Source organism: Streptomyces monticola (genome assembly GCF_042665355.1).
GTDB lineage: Bacteria > Actinomycetota > Actinomycetes > Streptomycetales > Streptomycetaceae > Streptomyces > Streptomyces monticola.
The window spans coordinates 25,445-48,447 of the sequence record NZ_JBHTCF010000011.1 but is presented as its reverse complement, the minus strand read 5'-3'; the positions used below and the strand labels follow the sequence as shown (position 1 = coordinate 48,447).

Sequence of the window (23,003 nt, the reverse complement as noted above, 5' to 3'; positions counted from 1 at the left end):
TCCTCATGATGTTCGCCGCCGGCGGCAACGCCCTGGGCGCCCTGATCGGCGGCCCGGTCGCGGCCCGCTTCGGTATCGCGGGGCCCTTCTGGTTCTCGGCCGCCGTGATGGCGGTGCTGACCTGTGCGGCGTGGCGGCCGTTCGGCCGCCGCCTCACCCCTGCCCCGTCAGCCTTCTGCGGATCAGCGGAGTCATCCACTTCTCGACGTAGCGGTTGAGGAGCCACGCCAGGAGCAGCATCGCCGCGATCGTGAGGGCGAACGTCGCGTACGACGGCAGTCCGAGCCCCTGGTGCAGGGCGCCCACCGAGACCCAGCCCAGGTGTTCGTGGACCAGGTAGAAGGGGTACGTGAGCGCACCGGCGGTGGTCAGCCAGCGCCAGTTGACGCGGTGCAGGGCGCCGAGGGCGATGGCCGCCACCGCGACATAGCCGAGGGTGACGATGCCGATGATCACGGCCGAGGAGCGGAACGAGAAGAACTCCGGGTCCGGCGCGTGCCACAGGCGGTCCACCGCGTAGTGCTGGCCGATCAGATAGCTGACCGCCACGATGCCCCACGCCGTGATGTCACGGCGGTCGCGGTGCACCAGGTACAGGCCGATGCCGCCGATGAAGTACGGGGCGTACTCCGGCATCAGGACCAGGTCGAGGAGGGGCTCGTTCGCCCCCTCCGCGATGGCCGCCGTCAGCGTCCACACCGCGCAGAACAGCACCACCCGCTGCCGGTTGGCGCCCGGCAGGACGATGCACAGGGCGAACAGGGCGTAGAAGCGCAGCTCCGCCCAGAGCGTCCAGCAGACACCGAGCACCCGGTCCACGCCGAGCGGCTGCTGCAGCATCGTCAGGTTCACCAGGGCGTCGCTGGGCGAGACGGCCGCGTAGGTCACCGGCGGCAGCGCGAAGACCAGGGTCACCAGGACGATCGCCACCCAGTAGGAGGGCAGCAGACGCGAGGCACGGGAGGCGAAGAAGGAGCGCAAGTGTGACTGCCCGCGCGAAGCGCGGTCCTGCGAAGGGCGGTGGCGGGCGGCGGGCGGGACCCAGCCGCTCATACAGATCACGAAGCCGCTGATCACGAAGAAGATCTGGACGCCGAGACAGCCGTACGCGAACCACTCGTGGGCGGTGGGGAACTGCAGGCTCGGCGAGCCGCCCCAGGCCTCGGAGATCTCGCCGTCACGGCCGCCGTAGTGATACGCGGCGACCATCAGGGCCGCTATCAGGCGCAGCCCGTCCAGGGCCCGGAGGCGGGAGCCGCGTGGGGCCGCTTTGACGGTGCCGCGGGCACTTCCGGTGCCGCTGGTGCTGTCCGCGGTGACCGTGGCCGGGGGAGGGAGGGTGCTCGGGGGCGCGCTCATCCGAGGGCTGCCCGTTTGAACGCCCGGGCCCGGCGGGCCACGCGCCGCACCGTCGCGTTGCGCGGGATGAACCCGAGCTGTGAGGGAATGGCGCCGGGCAGGGCGAGCGAGGTGAGCCGTCGGCGCTTGAAGTAACGCCAGGTGTGGGCGGTCAGCCGGCGCGAGAGATAGGACTCGGCGGCCGGCCGCAGCTCCGGATAGATCTGCGGTTGCATCGCGAACCCGACGGCCTTGATGAGAGAGCCGAGTTCGGGTGTCTCCTGGTGCTGTGCCTCAACCGCTGCCTTGTCCTGCAGATCGGGCACGGTGGCGTCGACGATCGTGACCGGGACGCGATTGCTGTTCTGGTACGGCGTGAGGCGTTCCAGGAGCAGATCCGTGCCGGTGCGCGCGACCGGAAGGCCGTAGAGCGCGGACGCGGTGAGCAGTGCCGTCGAGAAGCAGCCGACGACGAGGGCGGGCTGCATCCGCTGGTAGAGGACCTCGGCGAGCACCGGCTCGTCCAGGACGGTCAGTTCGGCGCCGAGCTTCTCGGCCTCCTGCTCCAGGAGGCGCGACCAGCGGGCGGGCGCCGTGGGGTGCGGCTTGAACACGACGCGGGTGTGGCCGAGTTCGAGGGCGCCCTTGAGCATCCGGATGTGCAGCCGCTCCTCCTCCTCGGCGGTGAGGATGTCGAGCGCCGACATGTACTGGCCGAGCAGCAGCGCGGGCCGTCCGTCCGGAACCGCCAACTGCGGGTGGGCGTCGGACAGTTCGGCGAGCACCTTGGTGAAGGCGTCGGTGGGGACGATCTCGGGGGCGACGCCGAACTCGGTGAGGAGCAGCGGTGTGAGGCCCGGCACGAGGTCCAGGTGGAGCAGACGGTCGATCCGGGTGCCGACCAGCGGGTCGATCTTGCTGCGGGTGGGTCCATAGCTCATCAGGCCGTCGGCGTAGACGTCGACGGGGGCGCCGGTGAAGATCTGCGCGAGCGCGAGGGCCGGGTTGACCTGGATCGACTCGACGGCAAGGCGGACGCTGTCGTCGCCGAGGTCCCACAGCAGCCGCAGATAGCGCTCCCACAGCGGGATGTCGTCGGACCGCGGGGACCAGCCGCCCGGGTGGAAAGGGGAGATGGCCTCGTTCCAGGAGAGCACCCCGTCGAAGCGCTCACGCAGCCGCTCGAACCCGGGCATCGTGTCGAGGGCCGGGGTGGTCTCCGGGTTGGCGGCGTTGTTGCCGACGAGCAGCAGGCGCCGGTCCGCGGGCCCGAAGCAGTCGGAGTCCAGGGCGGCGGCGAGGGTGGCGGCGCCGTAGAGGGTGGAGGCGAAGAAGATCTGCGTCGTCCTGCGCGCGCCGCCCTGAGCGGCGGGGTTCCGCGCGTCCGGGTTCTGTGCGTCCGGGTTCTGCGGGGCCATTACGCGGCCACCTCCGCCGTGACGGGGCGGCGGCGCAGCCGGCGCAGCCGGGTGGCGCGCTTGACGTCCATGGAGTCGAGCGCGTCGTCGAGTACGTCCTGCGGCATTCGCTTCAATGCCGCGGCGCTCAGCGAGCGCAGCTTTCGGGCCACGGGTGGTTCGAACCTTTCGATGGATCCCAAGTGGTGGGAAATAATCGCGCAGTAGGTGCGCACCGCCTTCGGCAGCAATTGCGCGGCGTCCCGGTCCTGTGCGGTTTCCCGTACCACCTGGTCGAACGCCCGAATGAAATCGAGCTGCCTGACATCCCCGATCTGGGTCAGCGATGAGGCGACGCCGCGCCGATAGTAGACGCCCAAGTGACCGAGCACAGCGAAGGATTCGGCCTCGCGGTGCAGCCGCCAGATCCAGGGCCGGTCCTCCGCGGTGCGCAGCCCGTCGGTGAAGTGCAGAATCCCCTTTTCGACGAGCCGGCGGTGGTACATACCGGCCCAGGCGAAGGCGTAGTCGACGGAGGTGGAGCGGTCCGCGGGCAGGATCGCCGTGCGCGGATCGAGCAGCACACCCCGCCTGCCGTACGGCACGCGATGCACGCTGCGCGCCCGCGCGGTGCACTGGACATGGTCCGTGCGCACGAAGTCGCAGCCCAACTCCTCGATAGAGCCGAGGAGTTGCTCGTAGTAGCCGGGGGCGAGCCAGTCGTCGCCGTCCAGGAAGGTGAGGTACTCACCGCTGGCCGCGTCGAGCCCGGTGTTCCGCGCGGTGGCCAGACCACCATTCACCTCATGCCGGACATATCTGACCTGTGCGACATCGGAGAGCTCGCGCTCGGCGCGCTGCAGAATCTCCGGTGTCCCGTCTCGCGAACAGTCGTCGACGAGAATGAATTCGAAGTCGGCGCGCGCGTTTGCCCTGAGTGATCTCAGGGTGTCGGGCGCGTATTGCTGCACGTTGTAGAACGGCACGATGACGGAGAGCTTAACCACGCGGGTGACGTTAGGTGTCGGAGCGCCATTCGTCTTGACTCCAAGAGAGATGGCGGGTGAACGAAGCATGGCGGATTGGTTAACCAGCCCAATTCCCGGGCCAGTTCGTCATTCGTCGATCTGCTGTTAACCGTTTGTTGCGGTGTGGTTGGGCCGCGGCTCCGAATGCCTTCCTAGCGTCTGCGACGTGCCAAGTACGAGGAAGAAGCAGCGGGTTGCCGTACTCGCGGATTCCGACACCCGGTGGAAATGGGGCTCGCTCACCGCGAACCGCCTCGTTTCGGACGTAGTAGCCGAGGGGTCGTCGGATTTTCAGCTGGACGGCTATCTGCTCCGCGGCCGGGCGACCCCCACTCCCCGCCAGCTCGAAGAGGTCGGTGTGCGTGCGGACTCGCTGCGCGAGGTCACCGCCGTCGAGTTCCTGCACGCCATGGAGCGCGCCGGTGAGGGCGGTGGCGAGGACGCCGGCTACGACATCGTCGTACTCGCCCTGGTCGGGGGAGCGGTGCAGGCCCTCCTGCACGGACTCGCCCGCGTCTGGCAGGACCGGCCGCAGCGCCCCGTCGTCGTCACCGGCTATGTCGGTGTCGTCTACGAGAAGCTCGCCGACGGTCTGCTCCTGCGGCACGGCGCGGATCTCGTCCTCGCCAACTCCCGCCAGGACGCGGAGCGTTTCCGCTCCGTGTACGAGGGGGTGGGCGCCACGGCCGACGCGGTCGTGGAGTGCGCGCTGCCGTTCCTCGGCGGCGCCCCGTACCGGCCCGACGACCCGCACCGGCCCGACCACCCGTACACCGTGGTCTTCGCGGCCCAGCCCTCCGTACCGGAGAGCCGGACCGACCGGGCGTATCTGCTCCGGCGGATGGCCGAGCACGCCCGCCGCCACCCGGACCGCGAGGTCCTGATCAAGCTGCGCTCCAAGCCGGGTGAACACACCACGCACCTGGAGGAGTTCCCGTACCAGAAGCTCGCCCAGAAGGCCGAGCTGCCGCCCAACTGCCGTCTCGTCTACGGGCACATGGGCGAGGTCCTGGACCGTACCGACCTCCTCGTGACGGTGTCGTCGACCGCAGCCCTGGAATCCCTGCACCGCCGTATCCCCACCGCCGTGCTCACCGACCTCGGTGTCCGCGAGGCGCTCGGCAACCACCACTTCATCGGCTCCGGCTGCCTCGCCTCCTGGGACCGGCTGGACGCCGGGCACGTCCCGGACCCGGACGAGAACTGGCTGGCCCGGCAGGGCGTCGCCGCCGACGGCGCGTACGAGCGGGCCTACGACGAGGCCCGCGCCCGCGTCGCCGCGCTGCGGAAGTCCGAACTCCCGCCCCTGGCCCCGTACTACACACCCACGACCGCGCCCGGCTACGTCCCCGGCATCCTCGCCCGCCACCACCTCGGACCCGACGGGGCGCCGCTGCCCGGCGCCCCCGCGGCGGCCAGGCAGCCCGGACCGGTGCGGCAGGTCGTGCGCCAGGCCGCGCGCGGCGCGTACCGGCACGGCGTGCAGCGGGTCGCCCCGGTGATCCGGCGGATGGGCGAGCTGTGAGCGCCCCGACCCCGGCGGCCGGGCGAGCCGTGGCCCCCCGTACCCCACTTCCAGCCCCAGCCCCTCAAGGAGAGCTGCCCATGAGCCACCCGGTGAGCCACCCGGAACAGGGCCAAGGCGCCGACCCAGTGCGCCGCGTCCTCGCCGTGATCCCCGCACGCGGCGGCTCCAAGGGCGTACCCGCCAAGAACCTCGCCCCCGTCGCGGGCGTGCCGCTGGTGGCCCGCGCCGTGCGCGAGTGCCGCTCGGCCCGCCATGTCACCGACGTCGTGGTCTCCACCGACGACCAGGCGATCGCCGCGGTGGCCCGCGAGGCCGGCGCCGAGGTCGTCCTGCGCCCCGCCGCCATCGCCGGTGACACGGCCACGTCCGAGGCCGCTGTGCTGCACGCCATGGACGCCCACGAGGCGCTGCACGGCGCCCGCGTGGACGTCGTCCTGCTCGTGCAGTGCACCAGCCCCTTCCTGACCCGCGAGGACGTCGACGGGGTGGCCGCCGCGGTCGCCGGCGGCGGCGCCGAGACCGCGCTCACGGTGGCGCCCTTCCACGGCTTCGTGTGGCGCGACAGCGCGGACGAGATGGACACGGCGGACGCGTCGGAGGCGGCGGACGGCGGCGCGGCGGTCGGTATCGGCGCCCAGCGCACCGCGGCCGAAGGCGGCGCCACCACCGTGGTGGCCGAGGCCAGGACCGGCAAGGACAGCGCCGGCTACGGCGTCAACCACGACAAGTCCTTCCGGCCGCGCCGCCAGGACCGCCCCCAGGACCTCCTGGAGACCGGCGCCGCGTACGCCATGGACGCGACCGGCTTCCGCGAGCACAAGCACCGCTTCTTCGGCCGTACGGAACTCGTCCGCACCGACCCCGCGAGGGTCCTCGAGGTCGACGACCCGCACGACCTGGCCCGCGCGCGTGCGCTCGCCCCGCTCCTCGACCGCGAGGAGCTCCCGACCGCGTCCGACGTGGACGCGATCGTCATCGACTTCGACGGCACCCAGACCGACGACAGGGTGCTGATCGACTCCGAAGGACGGGAGGTCGTCGCCGTGCACCGCGGCGACGGACTCGGCATCGCGGCCCTGCGCAAGTCGGGCATGCCGCTGCTGATCCTGTCCACGGAACAGAACCCGGTCGTCGCCGCGCGGGCCAGGAAGCTCAAGATCCCGGTCCTGCACGGCATCGACCGCAAGGACCTCGCACTCAAGCAGTGGTGCGAGGAGCAGGGCATCGCGCCTGAGCGCGTGCTCTACGTCGGCAACGACGTCAACGACCTCCCGTGCTTCGGCCTCGTCGGCTGGCCCGTGGCGGTCGCGAGCGCCCACGACGTCGTGCGCGGCGCCGCACGCGCCGTCACCACCGTCCCCGGTGGCGAAGGCGCGATCCGAGAGATCGCCAGCTGGATCCTCGGCCCCTCTCTCGATTCCCTCAACAGTTAAGGAACCACCAGCCATGTCTACGTCCCGACTCCGCACCCTCGGCAACAAGACCGCCGGCCCCGGCCGCCCCGTCTACATCACGGGCGAGATCGGCATCAACCACAACGGCGACCTCGAGAACGCCTTCGCGCTGATCGACGTGGCCGCCGAGGCCGGCTGCGACGCGGTCAAGTTCCAGAAGCGCACCCCGGAGATCTGCACCCCGCGCGACCAGTGGGACATCGAGCGCGACACCCCCTGGGGCCGGATGACCTACATCGACTACCGCCACCGCGTCGAGTTCGGCGAGTCGGAATACCAGGCCATCTCGGACCACTGCAAGAAGCGTGGCATCGACTGGTTCGCCTCCCCGTGGGACACCGAGGCCGTCGCCTTCCTGGAGAAGTTCGACATCCCCGCGCACAAGGTCGCCTCCGCCTCGCTCACGGACGACGAGCTGCTCCGCTCGCTGCGCGCGACGGGCCGCACGATCATCCTCTCCACGGGTATGTCGACCCCGCGCCAGATCCGCCACGCGGTGGAGGTGCTCGGCTCGGACAACATCCTTCTCTGCCACGCCACTTCGACGTACCCGGCGAAGGCCGAGGAGCTGAACCTCCGCGTCATCAACACCCTGCAGCAGGAGTACCCGAACGTCCCGATCGGCTACTCGGGCCACGAGACCGGCCTGCAGACCACCCTCGCCGCGGTCGCGCTCGGCGCCACCTTCGTCGAGCGCCACATCACGCTCGACCGCGCCATGTGGGGCTCGGACCAGGCCGCGTCGGTCGAGCCGCAGGGCCTGACCCGCCTCGTCCGTGACATCCGCACCATCGAGGCCTCCCTCGGCGACGGCGTCAAGAAGGTCTACGAGTCGGAGCTCGGCCCGATGAAGAAGCTGCGCCGCGTGCCCGGCGTGGTCGCCGACGCCGCGGACCGCGAGCCGGTCGCGGTCTGAACAGGCCCTTCACGGTGATGTCCACACACGGGGCCGCCGGCGCCCCCCGGGAGACGGGGGCGCCTGCTCCCGGCCCCCGTATCCCGGGCCGCCGGCGCCCCTCCGGACCCGCGGGCGACCTCGCGCCCGCGGGCCGGGGCGCCCACCGGACCCTCGCCTTCGTCGAGAGCCCGGTACAGCTCCTCAACGTCCTGGAATGGGCCCACGCGGACGGGCTCCGCTCCGCGCGGCTCCTGACGGAGGTACCGCCGCAGCCCGGCCCCGCGCTCCCGCAGCGCGCGGCGGCCGCGCCGTCGGGCCCTCTCACGATCATCGTCCTGTCGCCCCTGGACCCCATGTCGCGCGGGCAGTTGCGCCGGGTGGCGGAACTGGCGCGCGACGAGGGGTACGTGGTGCGCTGGGAGGAGGCGCGAGGCGGCGCGACGGCCCCTGTGCAGACGATCGGCTCCCTGACCCGGCTCCTTCGCCGGGCGGACCGCATCGTCATCGGCGACCCCTTCTCGCGCTACGTCCAGCTCCTGCTCACCATCACCCGGGCCCGTGACCTGGTGGTCGTGGACGACGGCACGGCGACGATGGAGTTCATCTCCCAACTCGCGCGCGGCGAACGCCTGGTGCGGTGGCACCGCCGCGGCGGCCGCCCGGGCCCGCGCGACCTCGCCTTCGCCCCGTTCTCGGCCTCGGCCCGCCGCCGCCTGACCCCCGGCGGCACCCGCACGATCGAGGTCTTCTCCTCCATGCCGGTACAGGCCCCGGAGGGCATCGCGCTCACGGACAACTCCTTCGCCTGGACCCGCAGCCGCTTCGGCCCGCCGCGCATCACCAAGGGCGCCGACCTGGTGGGCACCTCCCTGGTCGAAACCGGCGTGGTGGACCCCGACAGCTACCTCTCAGCCGTCACCCACCTGGCCCGCACCCACGGCGCCACCCGCTACTTCGCCCACCGCCGCGAGAGCACGGACAAGCTCCACCGCCTCTCCGCCACCACGGGCCTGGAGATCGTCCGCCCGGACCTCCCCCTCGAACTCATCGCCCGCAGAGGCCCGATCGGCCGCAAGATCCTCAGCTTCCCGTCCACCGTCGTCCACACCCTCCCGCTCGCCCTGGAGGGCACGGGCGTGGAGGTGGCGGTCTGCGACATCGACCCCACCTGGCTCACAGACGGCGCGTCCCCGCGCGCGGAGGGCTTCTTGTCGGGGGTGACGGGGTCGGCGCGGGGGGTGCAGCGGCTGGACTCGGTTCGGGTGGTGTGAGGGGGACCGTCTCGGCCGACGCCGTGTGGTGAGTCGTGGGTGAGTGGGGCGTGAGGGCTGGGTACGCGTGCAGGGGTTTCATGGGAGTGGGTGCCCGGGCCCGCTTCTGGAGCTGACCCGAAGCTGACCCGAAGCTGACCCGAGCCCTCTCCCCGAGCAAACCTGAGCCATACCAGAGCCCCTCTGGAGCGAACCAGAGTTCATACCCGCGGTACCAGCCGCCCATGCGCACTACGGCCGATTTTCTTACGTCAATCTGGCTGAACTTTTGTTGATCGTGGGTCAGTTGGGCCCTGGCTCGCCCTACCCTTCAAAGGGTGAACCAACTGATGTCCTGCGAGTCCGAAGCGTCAGAAACCGAGTCCGCGCCCGCGGAAGCCTTGGCCGGTGCGCTGCCCGAGGGGCTGCGTGCCGAACTCATCGGCTTCCGGCGCGACTTGCACATGCACCCTGAGCTGGGGAATCAGGAGTTCCGCACGACGGCGGCGCTCAAGGCCCGGCTGGAGCAGGCGGGGCTCGCGCCGCGGGTGCTCGACACCGGCACCGGACTCGTATGTGACATCGGCACCCCCAGCGCACTGCATCCCATGCTGGCGCTGCGCGCCGACATCGACGCCCTGCCCATCCCGGATACGAAATCCGGCGTTCCGTATCGCTCGACCGTGCCCGACCGTGCGCACGCCTGCGGCCACGACATCCACACCACCGTCGTCCTCGGTGCCGGTATCGTCCTCGCCGAGCTCGCCCGCAAGGGCCAACTCCCGCAGGCCGTACGGCTGATCTTCCAGCCCGCGGAGGAAGTGCTGCCCGGAGGCGCACCGGACGCCATCGAGTCCGGGGTGCTCGACGGCGTCGGAAAGATCATCGGCGTGCACTGCGACCCGCGCGTCGACGCCGGCCGGATCGGTCTGCGGCACGGCCCCATCACCTCCGCCTGCGACCGGCTCGAAGTCGCACTCGACGGGCCCGGCGGGCACACCGCGCGCCCGCACCTCACCACGGACCTCGTGACCGCCGCCGCCAAGGTCGTCAGCGACGTGCCGGCCCTCGTGGCCCGCCGCGTCGACGCCCGCTCCGGCCTCGCGGTGACCTGGGGACGTATCGAAGCGGGCCACGCCTGCAATGTCATCCCGCAGCACGCCGAGCTCTCCGGCACCGTCCGCTGCCTGGACCTGAAGGCCTGGCGGCAGGCGCCCGACCTGGTGCACGGCGCGATCCAGGAGATCGCCGAGCTCCACCGCGCCAAGTCCGAGATCAACTACATCCGCGGAGTGCCGCCCGTCGTCAACGACCCGCTGGTCACCGACCTGTTGCACGACGCCATGACGGTGCGGCGCGGCTCGTACGCCATCGAGGACACCGAGCAGAGCCTGGGCGGCGAGGACTTCTCCTGGTACCTGGAGCGCGTGCCGGGCGCCATGGCCAGGCTCGGGGTGCGCACCCCCGGCGAGCACACCGTGCGTGACCTGCATCAGGGCGACTTCGACGCGGACGAGCACGCGATCACCGTCGGCGTCGAACTCTTCACGGCGGCGGCCCTGTTGGACGCCGGGGCGCGGCCCGCCGGGCCCGCCTGACCGCCCGCGGACCCACCGGCGCGAGGCCGACTGGCGGCACGAATCGGTAACGGCCCGGCGAAACACCGTTCCTCTCCTCTTCTACGCGCGTTACGGTGCGCCCAAATCGGCGCCGACAGCGGCGCTTTGGGGAGATGAAGGGGTTGCTTCCATTGCGTCGAATACCTCGCTTCAGCCGTGCGCCGCAGGCCGGCCGTGCGCCGCAGGCCGGCCGTGCGCCGCAGGCCGGCCGTGCGCCGCAGGCCGGCCGTACGCCTCGTTTCACCCGCGCCGCCGTGGCCGTCGCCGCGCTCGCCCTCGCCGCCACCGCCTGCGGCGAGACCAGCTCGGGCGGGTCGGGCGGCAAGGACGGCAAGGGCGACAAGGGCATGGCCATCGCCTTCGACATCGGCGGCAAGGGCGACCAGTCCTTCAACGACGCCGCCTACGCGGGCCTGGAGAAGGCCCGTAAGGAGTTCGGCTACAAGGGCACCGCCGTGGAGCCCAAGGACGGCGAGTCCGACGCCGACAAGGTGCAGCGCCTCAAGCAGCTGGCCAAGCAGGGCTACAACCCGGTGGTGGGGATCGGCTTCATCTACGCCAACGCCACCAAGGAGGCCGCCGCGGCCTACCCCGACACCACCTTCGGCATCGTCGACGACGCCACCGTGAAGGCGAAGAACGTCGCCGCTCTGGTCTTCAACGAGGAGCAGGGCTCCTATCTCGCCGGGGTCGCGGCCGCCAAGGCCAGCAAGTCCAAGACCGTCGGCTTCGTCGGCGGTGTGGACATTCCGCTGATCCACAAGTTCGAGGCCGGCTTCGCGCAGGGCGTGAAGGACACCGACCCGAAGGTCAAGGTCGTCAAGCAGTATCTGACCGAGACGCCGGAGGAGGGCGGCTTCAACAGCCCTGACAAGGGCAAGGCCGCGGCGGAGTCGCAGCTGGAGCGGGGTGCCGATGTGATCTACCAGGCCGCGGGGCTCTCGGGTCAGGGCGTGGTCGAGGCCGCCGCCAAGGCCAAGAAATGGGCGATCGGTGTCGATTCCGACCAGTATGAGCACAAGGCGCTCGCGGCCCACAAGGACTACATCCTGACCTCCGCCACCAAGGACGTCGGCGGCGCTGTCCACGCCCTGGCCAAGTCGGTCGAGGACGGCAAGCCGCTCAGCGGCGAGCAGCGCTTCTCGCTGAAGGAGGGCGGCGTCGGCGTCACCGACTCCAACCCCAAGTACGGCGAGATCGAGGGTCTTTCGGCGGCCGTGGAGAAGGCCAAGAAGGACATCATCGACGGCAAGGTCACGGTGGCGACCAAGCCGTAGCCGAACGGCAAGGTCACGGTGGCGACCAAGCCGTAGCCGGACCAGGGGCGGGCACCTCACGGGGGTGCCCGCCCCTTTGCGTACCGCAAGCCGCCCCATCGCCCCCATCACCCCGTGCCGCCCCGCATCGCCCCTTCGACACAGCCCGATAACGGCTTGGGCAGAAGGGGTTTTCCGGGAGGTCTACGCGCGTTAATCTGCGGCGGAGTCAGCGTCGAACCCCTCCGTTTCGGCGCTTGTACGAAGGAGCACTTCACATGCGCCGGGTTTCCCGAATAGCGGTCGCAGGCGTGGCGTCCGCCGCCCTCGCCCTCTCCGTCTCCGCCTGTGGCGGCACTTCAAGCGATGCCGCGGGTGACGGCAAGTCCAAGGGCGTCGGTATCGCCTACGACGTCGGCGGACAGGGCGACCAGTCCTTCAACGACGCCGCCACGGCCGGTATGCACCAGGCCGAGAAGGAGTTCGGCTACAAGGGCGAGGCCATCGAGCCCAAGGACGGCGAGTCCGACGCGGACAAGACGCAGCGCCTGGTCTCCATGGCGAAGCAGGGCTACAACCCGGTGGTGGGTGTGGGCTACGCCTACGCCCCCGCGGTGAAGGAAGCCGCCGCGAAGTACCCCAAGGTCACCTTCGGCATCGTCGACGACGCCACCATCAAGGCGAAGAACGTCGCGGCCCTGGTCTTCAGCGAGCAGGAGGCCTCCTACCTCGCCGGTGTCGCCGCCGCCAAGGCCACCAAGACCAAGCACGTCGGCTTCGTCGGCGGTGTGGACGTCCCGCTGATCCACAAGTTCGAGGCCGGCTTCGCGCAGGGCGTCAAGGACACCGACCCGAAGGTCAAGGTCGAGCGCCAGTACCTCACTGAGACCGCGGAAGAGGGCGGCTTCACCAGCCCCGACAAGGGCAAGGCCGCCGCCGAGGCGCAGATCGAGAAGGGCGCCGACGTCGTCTACCACGCCTCGGGCCTGTCCGGTCAGGGCGTCATCGAGGCCGCCGCCAAGGCGAAGAAGTGGGCCATCGGCGTCGACTCCGACCAGTACGAGCAGAAGCCGCTCGCCGCGTACAAGAGCCACATCCTGACCTCCGCGACCAAGGACGTCGCCAAGGCCGTGTTCAACCTCGCCAAGTCGGTGCAGGATGGCAAGCCCACCACCGGTGTCGTCAGGGGCGACCTGAAGTCCGGTGAGGTGGCCCTGTCCGAGTCCAACCCCGAGTTCGCCAAGAACAGCGAGATCCAGGACGCCGTGAAGAAGGCCCGCGAGGGCATCGTCAGCGGCAAGATCAAGGTCCAGGACAAGCCGTAACAAGGTCCGGGACCGCCGTAACAGAGTCCGGGACAAGCCGTAGCCACGTCCAGGACAAGCCGTAACAAGAGGGACACCGGCACGGAACGGGGTGCGGGGAGTATGAGGCCGTCGCGCAGGCGACTGACCTGTCTCCTCGCGCCCCGTTCGCCAGTCGACTGACCGCAGTAGGGGCGCTACGCGTGTAGATGGCCCCCTTTCCCAGGAGAGTGCGCCATCGCCACGTCCAGCAGCAGTCCACCGAAATCGGCCGCGCTGCATGCCGTAGAACTCACCGGCATCACCAAGCGCTTCCCCGGCGTGGTCGCCAACCACGACATCCGCTTCGCCGTCCGCAAGGGCACCGTGCATGCCCTCTGCGGTGAGAACGGCGCCGGCAAGTCCACGTTGATGAAGATCCTCTACGGCATGCAGAAGCCGGACGAGGGCACCATCGCCGTCGACGGACAGCAGGTCGCGTTCTCCTCGCCCGGCGACGCCATCGCCCGCGGCATCGGCATGGTGCACCAGCACTTCATGCTCGCGGACAACCTCACCGTCCTGGAGAACGTCGTCCTCGGCAGCGAGAAGCTGCACGGCATCGGCGCCGGGGCACGCGCCAAGATCCTTGAGATATCCGGGCGTTACGGCCTCGGCGTACGCCCCGACACCCTGGTCGAGAACCTCGGCGTCGCCGACCGGCAGCGCGTGGAGATCCTCAAGGTCCTCTACCGCGGCGCCACCACCCTGATCCTCGACGAGCCGACAGCGGTGCTCGTGCCGCAGGAGGTCGACGCGCTCTTCGACAACCTGCGGGAACTCAAGGCCGAGGGCCTGAGCGTCATCTTCATCTCGCACAAGCTGGGCGAGGTCCTCTCCGTCGCCGACGAGATCACGGTCATCCGCCGCGGCACCACCGTCGGCACGGTCGTCCCTGCGGAGACCTCCACCAAGCAGCTCGCCGAGCTGATGGTCGGCAGCGAACTGCCCACGCCCGAGACCGCCGAGTCCACCGTCACCGACCGTCCGGTGATCGAGGTCAAGGGCCTCAAGCTGCTCGGCGAGGGCGGCCGGGCCCTGCTCGACGACATCTCCTTCACCATCCACGAGGGCGAAGTCCTCGGCCTCGCGGGCGTCGAGGGCAACGGCCAGACCGAGCTGATCGACGCGCTCATCGGCCTCAAGCAGGCCGACTCCGGGACCGTGCGCCTGGCCGGTGACGGCCTTGAGGACATCACTGCCTGGCCCACGCGCAGGCGCCGCGAGCAGGGCGTCGGGTACATCCCCGAGGACCGCCACCGCCACGGCCTGCTTCTGGAATCCCCGCTGTGGGAGAACCGCATCCTCGGCCATGTCACCGAGCGCCCCAGCAGCAAGGGCATCTGGCTCGACCCCAAGTCGGCCCAGGAGGACACCCGGCGGATCGTCGAGGAGTACGACGTCCGCACGCCCGGTATCGACGTCACCGCCGCCTCGCTGTCCGGCGGCAACCAGCAGAAGCTGATCGTCGGCCGCGAGATGAGCCACAAGCCGCGCTTCCTGATCGCCGCCCACCCCACCCGCGGTGTGGACGTCGGCGCGCAGGCGCAGATCTGGGACCAGATCCGTGAGGCCCGCCGTGAGGGCCTGGCCGTGCTGCTCATCTCCGCCGACCTGGACGAGCTGATCGGACTCTCCGACACTCTGCGCGTGATCTACCGCGGCCGGCTCGTCGCGGACGCCGACCCGGCCGCGATCACGCCGGAGGAGCTGGGCTCGGCGATGACGGGCGCGGCCTCCGGCCACCTGGAGCACGAGGAAACGGGCGCGGCCTCCGGCCACCTGGAGCACGAGGAATCCGGCGACGACGCCCCCGTACAGGACGAGGGCCCGGCACCGGCCGAAGAGAACGCCCCGGAGGACGAGGCCCGATGAAGAAGTTCGACAAGGAGCGGGTGCTCCTCGCGCTGGCCGGACCGGCCATCGCACTCGTCGTCGCCGTGGCCCTGACCTCGGTCGTGCTGCTCGCCTCGGGCAAGAACCCGTTCGAGCCCTACGCGATCATGCTGGAGCAGGGGACGTTCTCCGACATCCAGGTCCTGATCGTCAACTCGGCGGCCGGTTACTACATCGCGGCGCTCGCGGTGGCCATCGGCTTCCGGATGAACCTGTTCAACATCGGTGTCGAGGGCCAGTACCGGCTCGCCGCCATGGTGACCGCCGTGGTCGGCGCCAAGGTCGCGCTCCCGGCCGCCCTGCAGCTGCCGCTGCTGATCCTGGTCGCCGCGCTCACCGGCGCCTTCTGGGCCGGGATCGCGGGCCTCCTCAAGGTCACCCGCGGCGTCAGCGAGGTGGTCGCGACGATCATGCTCAACGCCATCGCCACCTCGGTGATCGGCTACTTCACACTGCCCTCGCTCTTCGGTGTGCAGCAGGGCAACAACAAGACCACCGGCGAGATGCACGAGTCGGGCTGGTTCCCCTCCCTGAACCTCGGCGCGGCAGGCGAGGTCTACGGCTTCGTCTTCGTCGCCGTCGTCCTCGGCATCGCCTACTGGGTGGTCCTCAACCGCACCCGCTTCGGCTTCGACCTGCGCGCCACCGGCGCCTCCGAGTCGGCCGCCGCGGCCAGCGGTGTCAACGCCAAGCGCATGGTGCTCACCGCCATGCTGCTGTCCGGTGCCATCGCCGGCCTCGCGGGTCTGCCGACGCTGCTCAACGACACCCACACGTACAGCCTGTCGTTCCCGACCTCGCTCGGCTTCACCGCCATCGGTATCGCGCTCCTCGGCCGCGGCGGCCCGGTGGGCATCGCCTTCGCCGCGCTGCTCTGGGCCTTCCTCGACAAGGCCTCCGCCGAGCTCGACTACCGCGGCTACGACACCGAGATCGCCGTCATCATGCAGGGCCTGATCGTGATCGCGGTCGTCGTGTCGTACGAGGCGGTACGCCGCTGGGGTCTGCGCCGCCAGCAGCAGCGGGTCGGTGAGGAACTTGCCGCGGGCCATGTCGTCGGCGCCTCCTCCTCCAACAACAACTCCGAGAAGGAGGTGGCAGCCCGATGAATTCGCAGCGTTCGCAGCGCACGGCTACCGTCCTGGACAAGAAGCCCGCATCGCCGCCCGCGCCGGGCCGCCGCCGGCTCACGCTCCCCGTGGTCCTGCTGATCATCGCGGGTGTGCTCGCCCTCACCTCCGTGGTCCGCATGATCACCGGAGCCGACGGCATCACCAACGTCAGCCAGATGTCCACCGCGCTCAAGCTCGCCGTGCCGATCGGCATGGCCGGTCTCGGCGGTCTGTGGGCCGAGCGCGCGGGCGTCATCAACATCGGCCTCGAGGGCATGCTGATCCTCGGCACCTGGTTCGGCGCCTGGGCCGGCTACCAGTGGGGCCCGTGGGTCGGTGTGCTCGCCGGGATCGCGGGCGGTGCGCTCGGCGGCCTGCTGCACGCGATCGTGACGGTCACGTTCAACGTCAACCACATCGTCTCCGGCGTGGCCATCAACATCCTGGCCCTGGGCGCCACTCGCTACGTATCGGCGTTCGCCTTCGAGGGGGTGCCGCAGGGCACGTCGAAGCAGTCCCCGCCGGTGGAGTCCCTGGGGTCCTTCTCCGTGCCGGGTCTCGCCGACGGCCTCGCCGACCTCAACGACAAGGGCTGGTTCCTGATCAGCGATGTCGCGGGTCTGCTCGGCGGCCTGATCACCAATATGTCGCCGCTGACCCTGGTCGCCCTGGCGCTCGTCCCGTTCAGCTGGTGGGTGCTCTGGCGTACGTCGTTCGGTCTGCGCCTGCGCTCCTGCGGCGAGAGCCCGATCGCGGCCGAGTCCCTCGGCGTGAACGTCTACAAGTACAAGTACCTGGCGGTCATCATCTCCGGCGGCCTGGCGGGCCTCGGCGGAGCGTTCCTCTCCATCGTCGCCAACCCCTTCTACCTGGAGGGCCAGACCGGCGGCCGCGGCTATATCGGTCTCGCCGCGATGATCTTCGGCAACTGGATGCCCGGCGGACTCGCCCTCGGCGCGGGCCTGTTCGGCTACACCGACAGCCTCAAGCTGCGCGGCGGTACGGAGAACGTGCACGCGCTGCTGCTGCTGATCGCGATCCTGGTCCTGATCGGCGCGGTCTGGCTCCTTGTCCGCAAGAAGTACGTCGGCGCGGTGATCGCCCTGGCCGTCTCCGCCCTGGTGTTTGCTTGGTATGCGCTCACCAGCGAGGTCCCGACCCAGGTCGTCACGGCCACCCCCTACGTGGTCACCCTGCTCGTCCTCTCGCTGTCCGCGCAGCGCCTGCGGATGCCGAAGGCGAATGGCAAGCCGTACCGGAAGGGACAAGGCACGTGACCCAGGCTCTCGCCGACGTCGACTGGGAAGCCCTGCGCGCGGCCGCACGCGACGCCATGTCCCGTGCGTACGCCCCCTATTCGGGCTTCCCGGTCGGCGCGGCGGCCCTGGCCGACGACGGCCGGATCATCACCGGCTGCAATGTGGAGAACGCGTCGTACGGCCTGGGGCTGTGCGCGGAGTGCGGCCTCGTGTCGGCCCTTCAGCTGTCCGGGGGAGGGCGGCTGACCCATTTCACCTGCGTGGACGGCCGTGGTGAGCTGCTGATGCCGTGCGGCCGCTGCCGCCAGCTCCTGTACGAATTCGGCGGCGCGGGGCTGCTGTTGGACACGGCCCGCGGAGTGCGTCCGCTGGCAGAGCTGCTGCCCGACGCGTTCGGCCCGCAGAACCTTCATTAACCCCTCCCCGTCCCTTCCCGAAAGTCCCGCGGACGGCCTCAAAGATGTCCTCAATCGCCGGACGGGCTGAAATTTCAGCCCGTCCGGGGGCACCTCCCGGCGGTAGCTGGGGGAGATTGAGGACACGGGGTCCGGGGCGGAGCCCCAGTTACGGGAAGGGGCGGGACAGGGGAAGAAACACCCACCGAAAGGAATCCACCGCACATGGACGTCATCAGCGTCATCCGCACCAAGCGCGACCACCACCCGCTGACCCCCGACCAGATCGACTGGGTCATCGACGCCTACACCCGCGGCGAGGTCGCCGACGAGCAGATGTCCGCCCTGGCGATGGCGATCCTCCTCAACGGCATGAACCGTGCCGAAATCGCCCGCTGGACCGCCGCGATGATCAACTCCGGTGAGCGGATGGACTTCTCCGCGCTCACCCGCCCCACGGCGGACAAGCACTCCACCGGCGGCGTGGGCGACAAGATCACCCTGCCCCTCGCGCCCCTCGTCGCGGCCTGCGGCGCCGCCGTGCCGCAGCTCAGCGGCCGCGGCCTCGGCCACACCGGCGGCACCCTCGACAAGCTGGAGTCGATCCCGGGCTGGCGCGCGCTCCTTTCCAACGAGGAGATGCTGAACGTGCTCGACACCACCGGAGCCGTGATCTGCGCGGCGGGCGACGGCCTCGCCCCCGCCGACAAGAAGCTCTACGCCCTGCGGGATGTCACCGGCACGGTGGAGGCGATCCCGCTGATCGCCTCGTCGATCATGAGCAAGAAGATCGCCGAAGGCACCGGCTCCCTCGTCCTGGACGTGAAGGTCGGTTCGGGTGCCTTCATGAAGAACATCGGCGACGCCCGTGAACTGGCCGAGACGATGGTCGGGTTGGGCACCGACCACGGCGTCCGCACCGTCGCCCTGCTCACCGACATGGCCACCCCGCTCGGCCTGACCGCGGGCAACGCCCTCGAAGTCCGGGAGTCTGTCGAGGTGTTGGCGGGCGGTGGCCCGGCCGATGTCGTCGAGCTGACCCTCGCCCTGGCCCGGGAGATGCTGGACGCCGCGGGCCTGAAGGACGCCGACCCGGCGAAGGCGCTCGCGGACGGCTCCGCGATGGACGTATGGCGCCGGATGATCGCGGCCCAGGGCGGCGACCCGGACGCGGCCCTGCCCACCTCCCGCGAGCAGCAGGTCGTCACGGCCCCGTCGAGCGGTGTGCTGACCCGTCTCGACGCCTACGACGTGGGCGTCGCCGCCTGGCGCCTCGGCGCGGGCCGGGCCCGCAAGGAGGACCCGGTGCAGGCCGGAGCCGGCGTCGAACTGCACGCCAAGCCCGGCGACAAGGTGACCGAGGGCCAGCCCCTGCTCACCCTGCACACGGACACCCCGGACCGGTTCGGCTACGCCCTGGAGTCCCTGGCGTCGGCGTACGACATCGCTGCCGAGGGCACGGACTTCACACCGGACCCGATCGTCCTGGACCGCATCGCGTAAGCGAGCGGGCGGGCAGGCCCGTAAGTGAGCGAGCGAGCGAGCACGCAAGCAAGCAAGGCCGAGGCACCCGGATACGCGTCCGGAAGCATCTGGATGCCGCTACGGCGATGAGTTCCGGCCGCTGCACAGGTCCACCCTGTGTGAATACCATCGAACCCGTCGTCGTCGCCCTCGGCGCCAAGGTCGACCGGGCCTCCGTCCCGCGCCTGTGCGAGCAGGTGCGGGACTGCCTGGAACGCACCTCGGCCACCGAGCTGATCTGCGACGCGAGCGCGCTCACCACCGCGGATCTGGGCGCGGTGGAAGCCCTCGCGCGGCTGCGTCTGACCGCCCGCAGAGCCGGGGCCCGGCTGCGGATCCGCGATCCGAGCCCCGATCTGTGCCGGCTGCTGCTATTGGTCGGCCTGGTCGAGACGCTCGGGGAGATCGAAGAGGGGGAACCAGCGGTCCGTGTCCAGGAACGAGTTGAGGCCGACGATCTTCCCCCCTGAGATCTCCATGACCTGAAGGGCCCACGGGGTGAACCCGCCGCCCTCCGGGTCCGGGCGGTACTGGCCGAAGGCGGGCATGCCGTTGGCCACGGTCGGGATGAGCCGGGAGCCCTCGCAGCCGCAGCCCTGCTGCGAGTGCCAGGCGATGATGTCCGGGATTCCCTTGAGCCACAGGTCGAAGGGCGGCATGGAGAGCACCGCGTCCTCGTGCAGGAGGGATGCGAGCGCCTCCATGTCGTACCCCTCGAAAGCGGCGACATAGCGGTCGAGGAGCTCCCGCTGGTCGTCGTCGAGCGGGTCGGCGGCGTCCGACTCGCGCAGGCCGTGTTCGTCGATGGTGGCGCGGGCGCGCTGCAGGGCGCTGTTCACCGAGGCGACCGTGGTGCCCAGGAGCTCGGCGACTTCGCTGGCCTTCCAGGCGAGGACCTCGCGCAGGATGAGCACGGCCCGCTGCTTGGCGGGCAGATGCTGCAGGGCCGCGACGAACGCGAGCCGCACCGACTCGCGGGCGAGCGCGGTCTGGGCCGGGTCCGCCGATGACGGCAGCACCCGGCCGTCCGGTACGGGCTCGAGCCAGGTGACCTCCGCGCGCTCATTGAGCACCGCCGTGGCCTGGAAGCCCTGGTCGGTGAGGTCCATGGGACGGGCCCGCTTGTTGCCGGCGTTCAGCATGTCCAGGCAGACGTTCGTCGCGATGCGGTAGAGCCAGGACCGCAGGGACGAGCGGCCCTCGAAGCGGTCGTACGCCTTCCAGGCGCGCACGAATGTGTCCTGCACGGCGTCCTCGGCCTCGAAGCCGGAGCCGAGCATGCGGTAGCAGTATCCCGTCAGCTCCGTGCGGTACTTCTGCATCCCGGCGTCGAGACTGAGGTCGTCGTGCGGCGCTGCAAGATCACTCATCGGGGTCACCCCTGTAGCCCGGTCGGTACCAGCACTTCGGAAGCTACAGGACCCCACTGACAATCGCCTGTGAGCTGCGAAAACCCATGCACGGGCCTTGACAGGGCGGGCGGCGGCGGAGGGTGCGGGGCCGCGCCCTCCTCTGTCCCGGCACCCTCACGTGCCGGGCTTGCGCCCGTACACGTACACGTCGTCGCCCTTCTTCAGCAGGCTCCAGTACGCCTTCGCCTCGCTCTTGCGCATGTTCACGCACCCGCCCGAACCCGGCGGAGACCAGACGCTCTTGTCGACCGAGTGGAAGGCCTGCCCGCCGTCGAAGAACTGCGAGTACGGCATCCACACCTTGTAGATCGTCGACCAGTGCTTGATGTTGCGGTGGTAGATCTTCTTGGCGCCGGTGCGGGTCTCCGCGCCGTTGCGTCCCGTGCGCACCGGCACCGGGCCGTACACCAGCTTCTTGCCGTCCTGTATCCAGCTGATCTGGAGCGTGAGGTTCACACAGGCGATCCGCCCTTTGTTCACCGGGCACTTGCCGGCTTTGTTGGGCTGCTTGCCGACCGCCTTCTGCTTGTTCATCAGGTCCATCACGCCCCAGGTGACGGGTCCCGCGTAGCCGATGTCGGGCTTGATGAGGTGCTTGCGCTGGAAGGCGCGTATCGCCGTGCAGTCGGACGGCGACTGCTTTCCGTCCACGGTGAGCCCGAGGAACTTCTCGACCTGGCGCTGATGCGGCCCGGTCCGTGTCGTGCACGAGGCGGCGCTCGCCGTCGTGCTGGTCGCGATGACCGTCAACGGCACCACCAGAGAGGCGATTCCAGCCGTGACAGCCGTTCTTCGGCCGAGGTTCCGCATGGCCGTCTTCCTTCCGAGCGCAGGGAATTCCTGCTCGTTGGACAGGCGGGACATCGGCGTAGTTGTACGGAAATGGCGCTGGAAGTCAGCGAATTGAGGCGGGCACCAACAGGGCTCGGTTCAGCCGCGGGCCGCCACCAGCACCCGCCGCTCCACGCGCGCGGCGTGCGAGCCGTACAGGGTGACCGAGACGACCCCGAGGACCGCGAGCAGTCCGAGCAGCACCGTGCCGGGCCAGCCCACCGCGTGGAAGGCGACGGCGCCCAGGGTGCCGCCCGCGCTACTGCCCAGGTAGTACGCGGACTGGTACAGGGCGGAGGCCTGGGCCCGGCCCTCGGTGGCGGTGCGGCTCACCGACGAGGAGGCCACGGCGTGCCCCGCGAAGAAGCCCGCGGTGATCAGGACGAGCCCGAGCAGTACGGCGGCGAGGGTGTCCGTCAGGGAGAGCAGCAGGCCCGCCGCGGTCGTGCCCACGGCCAGATACAGCGCACCGCGCCGCCCGAGCCTGCCGACCAGCTTGCCCGCGGCGGCGGACGACACCGTACCCACGAGATAGACCAGGAAGATCGAGCCGACGATGCCCTGCGGCAGCGAGAACGGGGCCTCCACGAGCCGGTAGCCGATCACCGTGTAGACGGCGCCGAAGACGGTCATGAACAGCGCGCCGATCGCGTACAGACGGCAGAGCAGCGGGTTGGACAGATGCCCGCGCACGGTCCGCGCCAGGTCGCGCGGACGCAGCGAACGCGCCCGGAAATGCCGGGCCTTGGGGAGCAGGAGCCGGAAGGTGAGGGCGCACACCAGGGCCATCAGACCGACCGCGGCGAGCGCCGCGCGCCAGCCCCAGGCCTGGGCGACCCAGCCGGTCAGGACCCGGCCGCTCATGCCGCCGATGGAGTTGCCGGCGACGAACAGGCCGATCGCGGCGATCAGCGCCTTGGGCCTGACCTCTTCGGCGAGATACGCCATCGCGGAGGCGGGCAGACCCGCGAGTGCCGCGCCCTGCACGGCGCGCAGCGCCACGAGCCACCCCAGGTCGGGCGCGAACGGTACGAGCAGTCCCACGAGTACGGCGACCGTCAGGGAGACGGTCATCAGGGTCCGGCGTCCGAACCGTTCGGAGAGCGCGCTCAGCGGCAGCACGAACAGCGCGAGCGCGCCGGTGGCGGCCGACACCGTCCAGCTGGCCGTGTCGGCGCTGACGCCGAAGTCGCCGGAGATCGCCGGCAGGAGGGCCTGCGTGGAGTAGAGGAGCGCGAAGGTGGCCAGGCCCGCGGTGAACAGCGCGAAGCTCATCCGGCGGTAGCCGGGGCCACCGGGCGTGAGCCGGGTCTCGGCCGCGGAGGTGTCGGTCGTCGAGGGGGACGCTGAGGTCAGGGCGCCCGCGTGGTGGGCGGACGCCCCGCTACTGGCAGGTGGCATACGTCGAAAGTAGGGACGTACGTCTGATGCGTCCAATGCATGAAACGGCCATAATCCATCCC

General features: G+C 70.3%; 19 protein-coding genes. 13 read left to right on the top strand and 6 right to left on the bottom strand.

The genetic code is table 11. The annotated features are described in order from the left end of the window. Nucleotides 1–153: 153 nt before the first annotated feature. From ACFQVC_RS24240 to ACFQVC_RS24230, 3 genes are read right to left on the bottom strand one after another with little or no spacing between them, the layout of a single operon-like run. Nucleotides 154–1,359, bottom strand: a complete 1,206-nt coding sequence (locus ACFQVC_RS24240) for an acyltransferase family protein (RefSeq protein ID WP_381834080.1) — start codon at nucleotides 1,357–1,359, stop codon at nucleotides 154–156. Next, complete coding sequence (locus tag ACFQVC_RS24235) at nucleotides 1,356–2,756, bottom strand: alpha-2,8-polysialyltransferase family protein (protein WP_381834077.1); 1,401 nt, start codon at nucleotides 2,754–2,756, stop codon at nucleotides 1,356–1,358. The genes ACFQVC_RS24240 and ACFQVC_RS24235 overlap by 4 nt, the downstream gene beginning before the upstream one ends. Continuing rightward, nucleotides 2,756–3,742 carry a glycosyltransferase family 2 protein gene (locus ACFQVC_RS24230; RefSeq protein WP_381834074.1) on the bottom strand — a complete coding sequence of 329 codons (987 nt, stop codon included), beginning with the start codon at nucleotides 3,740–3,742 and terminating at the stop codon, nucleotides 2,756–2,758. The genes ACFQVC_RS24235 and ACFQVC_RS24230 overlap by 1 nt, the downstream gene beginning before the upstream one ends. A gap of 187 nt (nucleotides 3,743–3,929) precedes the next feature. Here ACFQVC_RS24230 and ACFQVC_RS24225 point away from each other — a divergent pair, with 187 nt between their 5' ends. The 13 genes from ACFQVC_RS24225 to ACFQVC_RS24165 all read left to right on the top strand — a co-directional run bounded on the left by ACFQVC_RS24225 (nucleotide 3,930) and on the right by ACFQVC_RS24165 (nucleotide 19,767). Next, the gene (locus ACFQVC_RS24225; RefSeq protein ID WP_381834071.1) at nucleotides 3,930–5,288 is read left to right on the top strand and encodes a DUF6716 putative glycosyltransferase; all 1,359 of its coding nucleotides are present in this window, start codon (nucleotides 3,930–3,932) and stop codon (nucleotides 5,286–5,288) included. A gap of 80 nt (nucleotides 5,289–5,368) precedes the next feature. Further along, a complete protein-coding gene (locus ACFQVC_RS24220) occupies nucleotides 5,369–6,724 on the top strand; it encodes a cytidylyltransferase domain-containing protein (RefSeq protein ID WP_381834068.1) in 1,356 nt (451 codons plus the stop codon). Nucleotides 6,725–6,737: 13 nt separating this feature from the next. Next, complete coding sequence (locus ACFQVC_RS24215; protein ID WP_381834065.1) at nucleotides 6,738–7,661, top strand: N-acetylneuraminate synthase family protein; 924 nt, start codon at nucleotides 6,738–6,740, stop codon at nucleotides 7,659–7,661. 17 nt (nucleotides 7,662–7,678) lie between these two features. Further along, nucleotides 7,679–8,914: a hypothetical protein gene (locus ACFQVC_RS24210; protein ID WP_381834062.1), complete on the top strand. Its 1,236-nt coding sequence runs from the start codon at nucleotides 7,679–7,681 to the stop codon at nucleotides 8,912–8,914. A gap of 329 nt (nucleotides 8,915–9,243) precedes the next feature. Further along, on the top strand, nucleotides 9,244–10,491 hold the full coding sequence (locus ACFQVC_RS24205; RefSeq protein ID WP_381834726.1) for an amidohydrolase: 1,248 nt from the start codon (nucleotides 9,244–9,246) through the stop codon (nucleotides 10,489–10,491). Between the two features lie 275 nt (nucleotides 10,492–10,766). After that, the gene (locus ACFQVC_RS24200; RefSeq protein WP_381834724.1) at nucleotides 10,767–11,789 is read left to right on the top strand and encodes a BMP family lipoprotein; all 1,023 of its coding nucleotides are present in this window, start codon (nucleotides 10,767–10,769) and stop codon (nucleotides 11,787–11,789) included. 257 nt (nucleotides 11,790–12,046) lie between these two features. Next, the gene (locus tag ACFQVC_RS24195) at nucleotides 12,047–13,093 is read left to right on the top strand and encodes a BMP family lipoprotein (RefSeq protein ID WP_381834060.1); all 1,047 of its coding nucleotides are present in this window, start codon (nucleotides 12,047–12,049) and stop codon (nucleotides 13,091–13,093) included. 255 nt (nucleotides 13,094–13,348) lie between these two features. Next, nucleotides 13,349–14,986, top strand: a complete 1,638-nt coding sequence (locus ACFQVC_RS24190) for an ABC transporter ATP-binding protein (RefSeq protein ID WP_381834722.1) — start codon at nucleotides 13,349–13,351, stop codon at nucleotides 14,984–14,986. Further along, entirely contained in the window at nucleotides 14,983–16,116 is a 1,134-nt protein-coding gene (locus ACFQVC_RS24185; protein ID WP_381834057.1) for an ABC transporter permease, read from the top strand. Before ACFQVC_RS24190 ends, ACFQVC_RS24185 begins: the two co-directional genes overlap by 4 nt. Then, entirely contained in the window at nucleotides 16,113–17,396 is a 1,284-nt protein-coding gene (locus ACFQVC_RS24180; RefSeq protein WP_381834054.1) for an ABC transporter permease, read from the top strand. Before ACFQVC_RS24185 ends, ACFQVC_RS24180 begins: the two co-directional genes overlap by 4 nt. After that, a complete protein-coding gene (locus tag ACFQVC_RS24175; RefSeq protein WP_381834051.1) occupies nucleotides 17,393–17,794 on the top strand; it encodes a cytidine deaminase in 402 nt (133 codons plus the stop codon). Before ACFQVC_RS24180 ends, ACFQVC_RS24175 begins: the two co-directional genes overlap by 4 nt. 204 nt (nucleotides 17,795–17,998) lie before the next feature. After that, entirely contained in the window at nucleotides 17,999–19,276 is a 1,278-nt protein-coding gene (locus ACFQVC_RS24170) for a thymidine phosphorylase (RefSeq protein WP_381834048.1), read from the top strand. 140 nt (nucleotides 19,277–19,416) lie between these two features. Next, nucleotides 19,417–19,767 carry an STAS domain-containing protein gene (locus tag ACFQVC_RS24165; protein WP_381834045.1) on the top strand — a complete coding sequence of 117 codons (351 nt, stop codon included), beginning with the start codon at nucleotides 19,417–19,419 and terminating at the stop codon, nucleotides 19,765–19,767. Here the strand turns inward: ACFQVC_RS24165 and ACFQVC_RS24160 are convergent. The 3 genes from ACFQVC_RS24160 to ACFQVC_RS24150 form a co-directional block, all read right to left on the bottom strand. Further along, entirely contained in the window at nucleotides 19,669–20,667 is a 999-nt protein-coding gene (locus tag ACFQVC_RS24160) for a sigma-70 family RNA polymerase sigma factor (RefSeq protein WP_381834042.1), read from the bottom strand. The genes ACFQVC_RS24165 and ACFQVC_RS24160 overlap by 99 nt on opposite strands. A 156-nt stretch (nucleotides 20,668–20,823) precedes the next feature. After that, nucleotides 20,824–21,519: a L,D-transpeptidase family protein gene (locus ACFQVC_RS24155; protein WP_381834039.1), complete on the bottom strand. Its 696-nt coding sequence runs from the start codon at nucleotides 21,517–21,519 to the stop codon at nucleotides 20,824–20,826. A gap of 120 nt (nucleotides 21,520–21,639) precedes the next feature. Beyond that, on the bottom strand, nucleotides 21,640–22,941 hold the full coding sequence (locus ACFQVC_RS24150; protein WP_381834036.1) for an MFS transporter: 1,302 nt from the start codon (nucleotides 22,939–22,941) through the stop codon (nucleotides 21,640–21,642). Nucleotides 22,942–23,003: the final 62 nt, after the last annotated feature.

Excerpts from the sequence above, each read along its gene's own strand:
- ACFQVC_RS24155 (WP_381834039.1), bottom strand. The coding sequence starts at position 21,519 with ATGCGGAACCTCGGCCGAAGAACGGCTGTCACGGCTGGAATCGCCTCT.
- ACFQVC_RS24185 (WP_381834057.1), top strand. The coding sequence starts at position 14,983 with ATGAAGAAGTTCGACAAGGAGCGGGTGCTCCTCGCGCTGGCCGGACCG.
- ACFQVC_RS24215 (WP_381834065.1), top strand. The coding sequence starts at position 6,738 with ATGTCTACGTCCCGACTCCGCACCCTCGGCAACAAGACCGCCGGCCCC.
- ACFQVC_RS24195 (WP_381834060.1), top strand. The coding sequence starts at position 12,047 with ATGCGCCGGGTTTCCCGAATAGCGGTCGCAGGCGTGGCGTCCGCCGCC.
- ACFQVC_RS24240 (WP_381834080.1), bottom strand. The coding sequence starts at position 1,359 with ATGAGCGCGCCCCCGAGCACCCTCCCTCCCCCGGCCACGGTCACCGCG.
- ACFQVC_RS24160 (WP_381834042.1), bottom strand. The coding sequence starts at position 20,667 with ATGAGTGATCTTGCAGCGCCGCACGACGACCTCAGTCTCGACGCCGGG.
- ACFQVC_RS24170 (WP_381834048.1), top strand. The coding sequence starts at position 17,999 with ATGGACGTCATCAGCGTCATCCGCACCAAGCGCGACCACCACCCGCTG.
- ACFQVC_RS24150 (WP_381834036.1), bottom strand. The coding sequence starts at position 22,941 with ATGCCACCTGCCAGTAGCGGGGCGTCCGCCCACCACGCGGGCGCCCTG.
- ACFQVC_RS24205 (WP_381834726.1), top strand. The coding sequence starts at position 9,244 with ATGTCCTGCGAGTCCGAAGCGTCAGAAACCGAGTCCGCGCCCGCGGAA.
- ACFQVC_RS24180 (WP_381834054.1), top strand. The coding sequence starts at position 16,113 with ATGAATTCGCAGCGTTCGCAGCGCACGGCTACCGTCCTGGACAAGAAG.
- ACFQVC_RS24220 (WP_381834068.1), top strand. The coding sequence starts at position 5,369 with ATGAGCCACCCGGTGAGCCACCCGGAACAGGGCCAAGGCGCCGACCCA.
- ACFQVC_RS24210 (WP_381834062.1), top strand. The coding sequence starts at position 7,679 with ATGTCCACACACGGGGCCGCCGGCGCCCCCCGGGAGACGGGGGCGCCT.
- ACFQVC_RS24235 (WP_381834077.1), bottom strand. The coding sequence starts at position 2,756 with ATGGCCCCGCAGAACCCGGACGCACAGAACCCGGACGCGCGGAACCCC.